Source organism: Novipirellula sp., from assembly GCF_041583735.1.
Lineage (GTDB): Bacteria > Planctomycetota > Planctomycetia > Pirellulales > Pirellulaceae > Novipirellula.
Map to the genome: position 1 here is coordinate 1 of NZ_JBFHFD010000371.1, position 8,560 is coordinate 8,560.

Genomic DNA, 8,560 nt, shown 5'->3' on the forward strand with positions numbered 1-8,560 from the left:
AACCATTTTCTCGTAGCTACCTTCGCCAGAAGGTGGTGATTCGTATTGGCCGGCAACCATCCACGCTCTGGCGAGCGTAGCTACAAAACGCAAATGCCGTAATTTGCAGTCTCTAAATGCTTCACACCGCCCTCGTTTTGGCGCTAGCCACGGTTCCGTCTGAGTCGCATTCCGTAGCGAAACTCGCCAAGAGTTTCGGGGAGCACTCGCCGTGGAACGAGAGCCGTTGACGACTTCCGCTATCGACAATCTCTTACCGAGCTAGCCATTTTGGCTAACGCTGTGAACCATTTTCTCGTAGCTACCTTCGCCAGAAGGTGGTGATTCGTATTGGCCGGCAACCATCCACGCTCTGGCGAGCGTAGCTACAAAACGCAAATGCCGTAATTTGCAGTCTCTAAATGTCTCCTCCGTTTAGCAGAACCATTAGCAGCCCAAGGCACCTCGCTCGAGCAAAGCCCGGGGCGAGCGTGCCCGCGTATGGAAACGTCCATTACACCACGGCCCCGTTTACGAAGCTTGCATCAGGTAGGCGATCAAATCAGCAACCGCTTGCTTGTCCATCGCGTCTTCGAATCCTTCGGGCATGATCGACAAACCGGTGTTCTTTAGTTCGTCGACATCGATTCGCAGCACTGTGGCGGTCACATTGTCGCCGCGTCGCAACGTCAAACTTGTTGCTCCTTCGTCGATGATCATCCCCGATACGATTTCTCCATCCAGCGTCGAAATCACGTAGTTGATGTACTGCGGATTCACCTCTCGATTCGGATCGAGCACAGCGGTCAACACCGTCTCTTCACCACGCGCCTTGATGGTCGCCAAGTTCGGGCCAATTTCGTGCCCCACATTTTCCACTCGGTGACAGGTGCTGCAGTGCTTTTTAAAGTGTTCGCGTCCACGATCGATGTCACTTTGCATCGAGAGTGCGTCGCGGTACTTTGCCACCACGTCTTGCCGACGAGCAATCGCCTCGGGGGATCGCACCGCCGAGCTTGTCGTGACACGTTGTCGTGAACGATCGTCCCCTTTCGAGAGGACGTTTCGGGCTCGCGCCGCAATCTGATCACTCAATTGCTTCTTAAACGCATCGGCCAATTTTCCGCTGAACGAATCCTTTTCCCTTAGCCGAACCAACAGTTTTTCGGCATCGTCGCTGATCGAAGTTTGGACTGCGGCGCGTATCCAGCGGTCATCGGGATCACGACTGAGAAGACGAGCCAAGCTGTTGACACGGACGTCCCCCGCGGTGTTCGCCAGGGCAAACGCCAACTGATAGCGAACTTCGATCGATGCGTCGTTGGTCATTTCAACGAGTCGTCTCTGGACCGATGGCGTGAGTTCGATGGAATCGCACAAACGCAATGCGTGCCGACGCACTTGCGGATGCTCGTCATGCAGGCCGCTGATGAGTGTCGCCTCGTCCAATGCGGCGAGTCCATCGAGTGCGTACATTGCATGCATCCGCCCTAACGGTGATGAACTGTCCTTGGCCAACGCATGCAGCGGCGCCACGGCCGCCGGGTCTTGCCGCTGGTACAACAACCTTGCCGCCGTCTCACGATGCCAAGCATTCGCATGAGCCAGCGTTTTTACGAGATCGGGCGTTGATAATTCAGCAAGATTTTGAAACGGACGATGCGTGTATCCCGTGGGGATAATTCGGTAAATTCGTCCGCGATCGCGTCCCGAAGTCAAATCAAGATGCTTTTTGATCTGCTCGGGCAACGACAACGGATGCTCGATCACCTCGCGATAAACATCGATCACGTGCAACGTCCCGTCGGGAGCGTTGGCAAATTGGGCCGGACGAAACCAGATGTCACTCGAGGTCACGAATTCGCTTTGCTGATCCATTCGGTTTGCGATGAACTCTAACCCATTACGATCGAGTCGTTTGCGATGAATCAGGTTGCTGCCGACGTCACCAATGATCGCGTGGCCCTTCCACTTTGCGGGCCAAGCATCGCCGCGATAGATTGTCACGCCGGTCGCGCCGGTGAAGTAGCCAGCCGCTCGGCCGCCACCCTCGACGACTCCCTTCACGGCACCGGACACTCGCAATCGCGTTCGCACGATACGCCACGGCTCTACCGGGCTAGTGCGAAACACTTCCGCTTGCGGTCCATCGGCGGCGATCGAAATTCGCGACGGCGGCGGAACGACAAACGGATTTCTTGCAATGTCGGCGTCCTCGTACATCACTTGTTGAATGTGGTCACTGTTGGAGGAAACAAATTTGCGTCCCCAATCGTCAAAGCACATCCCGTGCTGCGCCGCACCGCTGGTCGGTTCGAATTCGTAAGTACGAGGATTGAACGCCAAGTCACGTCCTCGGATGCTGAGCCCTGCAACGTCGGGGGCGGCATGAGCGTGGCGGATCTCGCCTCCGACACTGCTGCAGGCGACATGAATCCGATTATCGAGTCCCCAGCGAAATGAGTTCATCAACCCTTGCACATTCGAGGTACCGAACCCCGTCAACACTCGCTGCTTGACATCAGCTGCACCGTCGCCATCGGTGTCTTTCAAATACAGCAGGTCCGGTGCATCTCCGACAAATAAACCGCCGTCATAGGGAAACAACGCTGTCGGCCAAAACAATCCGTTAGCGAATTCGACTCGTTTGTCGTAGACCCCGTCGCCATCGGCATCGGTCAGTTTGGCAATCGTCGAAATGCCATCGTCGCGGTTTTCGCTGTAGCCCCGCATTTCACAGACGTACATTGCGCCATGTTCGTCCCACTCGATCGCCACGGGGCTACCGAGCAGCGGCTCCGCAGCGACCTGCTGCATGTCGAATCCGTCCGCCACCGTGAATGTAGATAACGCAGCATCAGGTTCGGTCGGAGCGATCCGCGGCAATTCGTCGGAAAAATCGGCGGCGATGGTAGAAGCAGCCGCATCAGTCGGAGCAGGTTCCACCGCAGAGAGATCGTCTGTGACGAATGCGAACATCACCAAAGGAGCCAAACAAAACATTGTCATTAACAATAACCAGTCCGAAAACCGAAGATGAGTTGTCATGGTTGATGCTGTCGTAGCGGAATTCGGCCCCGATCGCGCTGCGTCGAAAGTCTTAACGACTTTCGCAGCCCGTTTTCGGATCGGTTTTAAGTTTTGAACGTTCACTGTGCCACCTCCTTGACTTGCAACAACGTCTTGATGCCGTCCATCAGAACCGTTTCGACTTCCGGAGCCACATTGGACGCCGCTTGGCTTGTCTCGTAGCCGCCTTGTTCATAAGCCTGGGCGGTACCGATATAGCCGGGGCCGTAGTCGCCGTAGGCCGCCATCGCAACCTTCAAATCCGGCCGCAACGCCTTGGCCGCCAACTGATATTCCACAAACAATTCTCCGGGCATATGCAACACGCGAACATCACCGACCGATAAACAACCAAGATCGATCTTGTGACCATTTTCACACCGCAGTAGCCAAGCCAACTCGTCGGGGGCCCCCCAATAACTGACACCGTCCCATTTTGACACCCCGTCGGCCAACGTTTGCCGATCGAGATGTTTCGCTGGTGGAAGCGCCGCTCCCACGCTCGTCCAATTCACGTCGTCCGGACCGATCGCAAACTTTTCGGTCGACTGCAAGGATTGCTGCATCGCGTTGGCAACACGTTTTGCCAAAATCAAACGGTTCGGCTTCGAACCGTCGTTGTATTTTCCAGCACCGATATTGCCGCCTGCACCGTTAAAGTGAACGTACAAAGGTCCGGGAGCGTCTTGGCTACGAAAAAATCTAGCGATCCCTGGAAAATCAGGACTTGGGATTCCCGTGCGATAGTAGCTTTGCGGATGGCATGCGTAGTAGCTCAGCACGGCAACCGCTTTGTCCCCATTCCAAAACGACAGCGAACTGAGCACAGGATCAATGGTTCCCACCGGCAGCGCGCGTAACTTGGCATCGCGAGTGGCGGTATAGCGAGTCGCGATGACTTTCCCGGTCTCGTCCTGAAGTCGGCGATTCGAAGCAACTTCTTTGACTTCGGCGGTTCCATATCCGGCGTGTGTCACGGGTTGGGCCGTTTTCAGCGACAAATCGATTGCGGTTACCAAACGGTCAATCACCCGGCGTGCAAACGTTCCATCGTGAGCCCCCAAATCCGAGACTCCGACCTGATTCAGCAGCGACTCGGCACCAAAATCACAGCGGGGTGCGTCATGTTGATGAAGCGTGTGAACGGCAACGCGTGAAGGCGTTGTTCCCGCAGCTTTAGCGATCCGCTCGCGAAACACATCCTGGCTCTGGTTACCGATCCCGATCCAATCGACCGCACACAACACAATCGGGTCCCCGGCTCCCATGATCACGACCCCGCGGCATCGCAACCCGAGTTCACCATGTTCTTTGACTCGATCATACGCCATCACGAATCCGACCGGCGGTGTGGCATCGATGTCAAACGTGGCTACGGAAAGCCTCCGCTTCGCATTAGGATCGGATTGGACCAAATCCTTGCCATACGAATGTGGGATGCAGTGGGCCGCCACGGCTAAACCCAAAATCAGACCGATCCACAAGTTAAAAATTGGAGATCGCAAGAATTTGAAATAGTTCATTCAGTCACACTTTCGCGAGGTGGGATCAAGTGTATAGAGCGAGCAGGATTGTCGCTGGGCAGGGGGGGATTGATTGTATACGCACAAAATACGCGGCACCCTTCAATCCGGCATGACTGTCAATGTAGCAGAAAACGTGAGCGTGGTTTGCTGAGGGAATCGGACGGAAATTTCTGTTCGCCTCCGCCGCAAAAGCATACTGATGGCCCGTTTGCAGCCCCCAACCACAAACCTCAATCCCAACGCCGCGGGTAGCGGCACCCGCTCAGTGCAAAAGTAGATGCCCGCTCAGTGCGAAAGTAGATGCCCGCTCTGTGCAAAAGTAGATGATGGCGCAAAAGTAGATGACCTTGTCCGCGAGACGAGGGAAGCGAACGGTGACGAACAGCGAACAGTGAGGAAGATAGAATGAAAAAATCTGCAAAATTTCATTCCACCCACGGTTACCCTCGATTGATGTAGAATGGCTGCCAAGACTTCCCACCCTCGCTCGCCATCCCACCGATAAGTCTATAGATGCGAATGCCCACTCGTGTTTTCTTTTTTCACACAAACCGCCTCGCGATGCTTTGTGCCGTTTGGTGGATTGGGTTCACCATCGCGACCGCCCAGGACGACCATACCCCTGAATCGCTGGCAGTGGTACAAACGCTGCCGGGCACGCAGCCGCTGTTACTCGACGAACCACTTGACGAGTGGATGGTGCGTGGGATCAATCGCTTCGCCGAGCGTGAATTGAGCCAATCCCGCGACCGACGCCGGCGAAATTGGCATCGCGATTTTGCATCCGAAGACCGCTATTTGCACAGCGTTCAAGCAAACCGAGAGCAATTCGCAAAAATCATTGGTGCGGTCGATCCTCGTGTCGATCAGCCGACGCTTCAGATGATCATCTCGCAAGACGACTTTCAATCGCCCGCTCCGATTTTGGCAAGCTCGGCTGAGTGCATCGTCCGCCATGTCCGCTGGCCCGTGATGGACGGGGTCACTGGCGAAGGATTACTGCTGTCCCCTAAGGGACAACAGCCAACCGCCAGCGTGATCGCGATCCCCGATGCCGATTGGAGCCCCGAAGCCTTGGTAGGATTGATGGCTGATACCGATGCCACCCCCTTTGTGCTGCAGTGGGTCCAACAAGGATGCGAGGTGTTGGTTCCCACTCTGATCAATCGCGATCATGAATTTTCTGGGAATCCAGCCGTCGCGTTCACGAACCAACCTCATCGCGAATTTGTCTACCGCACCTCGTTCGAGATCGGACGTCATGTGATCGGTTACGAAGTGCAAAAAATCCTTGCCGTAGTCGATCACTTTGTCGCCCGACGCGAATCCCAGCACCAGGACCGCCCCATCGGCATCGCCGGGGTGGGCGAAGGCGGCTTGTTAGCATTTTATGCCGCCGCGATCGATACGCGAGTCGATTCCGTTATGGTATGCGGCTATTTTGACGACCGCGAACAGATTTGGCGTGAACCGATCTACCGCAACGTGTGGAGCTTGCTGACCGAATTTACCGATGCTGACATCGCCTCGCTCATCGCGCCACGACGTCTGACGATCGAAGCATGCCGCGTTCCCGAAGTCGATGGACCGCCCGCGGTCACCCCAGGCCGAAGAGGCGGAGCGGCCCCCGGACGCATTCGTACACCGGCGATCGCCACCGTACGCAACGAGTTTTCTCGCGCGCGATCGCATTACCAATCGCTGGGGCGCCCCGAGCAAATCGGTCTGGTGGAAAGCGAACAAGGAACAGGCCCCGCAGGCAGTATTGCCGCGGCAACCTCGTTTTTAGCCGGACTGAATTTGCCCGCAACGCAAAATACGCCCGCGAAATTGGTAACTCATTTGCCGCTGGCGGATGCGTCAGCTCGGCAATCACGCCAGATCGATGAACTGGTCGAGCGGAATCAACGACTCGTCCGCGACAGTCCGCGGATACGTGACCAGCACTGGGGAAAAGCGAATCGCAGCACCGTCGAATCTTGGATTGAAACAACCCAAGCGTACCGTGACGAATTTTACGACGAGGTAATTGGCCGACTTCCGCATGCAATGCTACCGATGAACCCCCGTTCTCGATTAATGATTGATGAAGAGAAGTTTAAGGGATATGAAGTGGTGCTGGATGTTTTCGAGGACGTGATCGCGGGCGGCATCCTATTGTTGCCGACCGATTTGCAGCCCGGCGATCGGCGCCCCGTTGTTGTTTGCCAACACGGACTCGAAGGCACCGCCCTTAGCACGTTGGATCAACGCAAAGATCGTTTCTTAGAACGCGGCTTTGCAGCCGAACTTGCGCTTCGCGGATTCATTGTCTATGCACCACAGAATCCTTATCGTGGTGGAGATGCGTTTCGCGAAATCCAACGTAAATCCAACCCGCTGAAGCGATCGCTGTTTAGCTACATTATCCCCCAGCACCAGCGAACGCTCGAGTGGCTTTGTACGATGCCCCATGTCGATCCCGATCGGATCGCGTTTTATGGCATCTCGTACGGCGGAAAAACCGCGGTGCGGGTGCCCCCTTTTGTCCCGCAATATGCATTGTCGATTTGTTCGGCCGACTTCAACGAGTGGATTGGTAAAACGACCAGCAATATCTATCGGGCTAGTTACGTCTACACCGGCGAATATGAAATTTGGGAGTGGAACATGGGAAACGTTGCCAGCTATGCCGAGCTTGCCTGTATGATGACGCCCCGACCGTTCATGGTCGAGCGAGGACATCGAGACGGCGTCGCGCCGGATGAATGGGTGGCTGCGGAATACGCTAAAGTGCGGCGTCATTACGACGAACTCGGCCTCGCTGATTCCACCACGATCGAATTCTTTAATGGTCCCCATACCATTCGTGGACTTGGAACTTTTGCATTTCTACACAAACACTTGAATTGGCCCGAACCAAAGTAACATGCAGAACGAAAATAACATGACGAAACACTGTATCCTTGCGAGTTTGTTTTTTCTTGCCTTGCCACTGCATGTAACGGCACAAGATTCCTCCGACACGGATCCCGCGGCTCGATGGTGGAAAGGAAACCTACATACGCATTCGTTGTGGAGTGATGGTGACCAATTCCCCGAAATGATCGCGGATTGGTATCGCCAACGCGACTACAATTTTCTCGCGTTGACGGACCATAACGTGCTGAGCGAAGGCATGCGTTGGATGGCAATGTCCGCGATCCACAATCGAGCGGACGAGGGCATACTCGATCGTTACCGTGATCGTTTCGGAGAGGCATGGGTGGAAACCCGTGGCGAACCGGGGCAAAAAGATCACGAAGTCCGGCTAAAACCGATGGACGAGTTTCGTTATCTCGTCGAGGAAACGGGCAAATTCATTTTAATTCCGGCCGAAGAAATCAGCGATTCAGCCGAGGGCAAACCGGTTCACATCAACGCCACCAATTTGGCCGAAGTCATCAAACCGGTCGGTGGCGAAACCGTGCGTCAAGCGATCGAAAATAACTTGCGCGCGATCCTCGAGCATGAGAAGAAACATGGCCGCGAGGTGCTGCCTCACGTGAACCATCCAAATTTTCACTACGCGATCACCGCGGAGGATTTGGCCGCGGTCGTATCGGAACGTTTTTTCGAGGTCTACAACGGACACCCCGGTGTGAACCATCTCGGCGACGATGATCATCCCAGCATCGAACGGATGTGGGATATCGCCAACGCGATTCGCCAAACCTCGTTGGACATTCCGCCGTTGATGGGAATCGGCACCGACGATTCACACGAGTATCACGGCAAGGCAGGTTCGCGTCCTGGACGCGGCTGGGTGATGGTTCGCAGCAAATACTTGACTCCCGAGCATTTGATTCGGGCGATGAAACGTGGCGACTTCTATGCGTCCAGCGGCGTGACGTTGTCCGATGTGCAATTCAACAAGGAAAGTCAGACATTGTCACTCGCGATCGAGACCGAACCCGACACGAGTTACAAGACCAAGTTCATTGCCACGCTCAAAAAGGGAGACGGCG

Annotated in this window: 4 protein-coding genes; 2 read left to right on the plus strand and 2 right to left on the minus strand. The window is 55.3% G+C overall.

Annotated elements, in window-relative coordinates:
- Window positions 1–510: 510 nt before the first annotated feature.
- Together ABX962_RS22855 and ABX962_RS22860 are read right to left on the minus strand one after the other, a co-directional pair.
- Entirely contained in the window at window positions 511–3,027 is a 2,517-nt protein-coding gene (locus ABX962_RS22855) for a PVC-type heme-binding CxxCH protein (protein ID WP_372722626.1), read from the minus strand.
- Between the two features lie 101 nt (window positions 3,028–3,128).
- On the minus strand, window positions 3,129–4,571 hold the full coding sequence (locus ABX962_RS22860) for a hypothetical protein (protein ID WP_372722628.1): 1,443 nt from the start codon (window positions 4,569–4,571) through the stop codon (window positions 3,129–3,131).
- A 564-nt stretch (window positions 4,572–5,135) separates the two neighbouring features.
- On the opposite strand from ABX962_RS22860, the gene ABX962_RS22865 reads away from it, so the two are divergent.
- Together ABX962_RS22865 and ABX962_RS22870 are read left to right on the plus strand one after the other, a co-directional pair.
- Window positions 5,136–7,481, plus strand: coding sequence for a hypothetical protein (locus ABX962_RS22865; RefSeq protein WP_372722630.1), 2,346 nt, complete (start codon window positions 5,136–5,138; stop codon window positions 7,479–7,481).
- 19 nt (window positions 7,482–7,500) lie between these two features.
- Window positions 7,501–8,560 (plus strand): hypothetical protein (locus ABX962_RS22870; protein ID WP_372722631.1); only part of this gene is annotated, 1,060 nt, incomplete at its 3' end.